The 1,580-nt window shown below is 37.1% G+C and carries 1 protein-coding gene; it reads right to left on the bottom strand.

Annotation, left to right across the window (positions count from 1 at the left end; translation table 11 throughout):
• Positions 1-868: 868 nt before the first annotated feature.
• Positions 869-1,580 (bottom strand): hypothetical protein (locus tag NUW87_RS11305; protein WP_269028618.1); only part of this gene is annotated, 712 nt, incomplete at its 5' end.

Genomic DNA, 1,580 nt, shown 5'->3' with positions numbered 1-1,580 from the left:
ATTTAGCATCTGATTTTGAAACTCGTACACAAGAAACTAAAGTTTGTATAATTTCCAATGGAAGTGGTCCCACTTCATTTGGATTATATATGAGGAAGTTATGACTGTTTTACCCGGAACACCTGTTTATTGACTAGCTTTAGGACTGGTCACAAACCCTATCTTCCACAGAGTGTATCTCCATAATTATAGCGAATAAAGAGCTGAAACTTTTACCATAGGTACCTTGATATGTCTTCTCAATACCATAGCGATTTCACCATCTGAATCGTTCTAGAAAAAACGTTATAGCAAAAATGGTAAGATGACCTGAAAATAACATACCTTAGAACACATCACCAAAAGACTTCATCCTCCCTTGAAATCTGTTCTTCTTTTCTTATTACCTATGAAATTAGACTTGTATCAAATGAATGTATAATGATGTTTATTTATACCATTTATGTCACTTCCTTTTAACATTAGGGCCGACCTGACACTTTCTTATTTTGTAATTCTTTTCTTTAATTATCTTCAGGGCCTACATGTACTTCCTTCTTCAATTCACTTTGTCATCTTCAAAAATTCATTTCTCCTCAACCATGAGGATCCACGTGACGTGCCACATACCACCGGAAAAAACATGATGTATACTATCCATCCATGGGTGTTGTATCTGCATGTGCATTTTCCTTCATGTCCAAATACCTTCATCAATCTTGCGGTCCAAAACCCATGACTAGGGTTGACATCAATGACAACAACCAATCTTCCAACAATCTCCCCCTTTGTCATTGATGGCAACACTCATGCTCCCCCTATCATCATGATCCCAATTTCTCTCCCCCTTTGACATCAATGGCAAAGGGTATGGCTTCTCCCCCTGAGTTTAATGGAAAAAGGTAACCTTCTTCTTTGGGGCTGCTCCCCCTGAACATGTGGCACTCAATAATACTTCATCCTTATTTTTGGTCTTTGGGACATTTTCTTCCTTAGAATCCTTTTGTGTGGCTTTTGTCTTCTCTCTCTTCTTCATGTCTAGGATGTATATGTTGTTCGGTCTTCTTGTTGCAGTTGCAACCAATCTTCCTGAGTTATTTTCTCTGATTTTACATTTTCGGGAATCAAATGTAAGAGTGTATCCTTGATCACACATTTTACTAACACTGAGTAGATTATGATTCAAGTCTTCAACCAATAGAACATTCTTTTCTTTTACATTTTTTCTTCCAAGCTCTACTACACCTTCTCCAAGTATTTTGGCAGATGAGTCATCTCCAAATGCAACATTGCCACCATTTCTCTTGAAGCTGATGAATTTGTCTTGATCCCCAGTCATGTGTGAAGAACATCCACTGTCTATGTACCATTCATCTTCTTCTTTACATTCTTCAGCGGTCAATGCTATTCGACAATGTTCATTGTTTGGAATCTCTTTCCTTCTCCATACTGTGGTTGGCATAGGGACATGTTCATTCATATATTTGAAATCTCGTGCTTTGTGACCAAGATAATTGCATTTGTAGCATACCATATTTTTGTCCATCAATGGGTAAAATGAATTATAATTTCTGTTGACAAATCCATGATTATTTCCATAT

The organism is Corynebacterium pilbarense (assembly GCF_026930265.1).
In the GTDB taxonomy this organism is placed as follows: Bacteria; Actinomycetota; Actinomycetes; order Mycobacteriales; family Mycobacteriaceae; genus Corynebacterium; species Corynebacterium pilbarense.
This window is presented reverse-complemented; position numbering and strand designations above follow the sequence as displayed.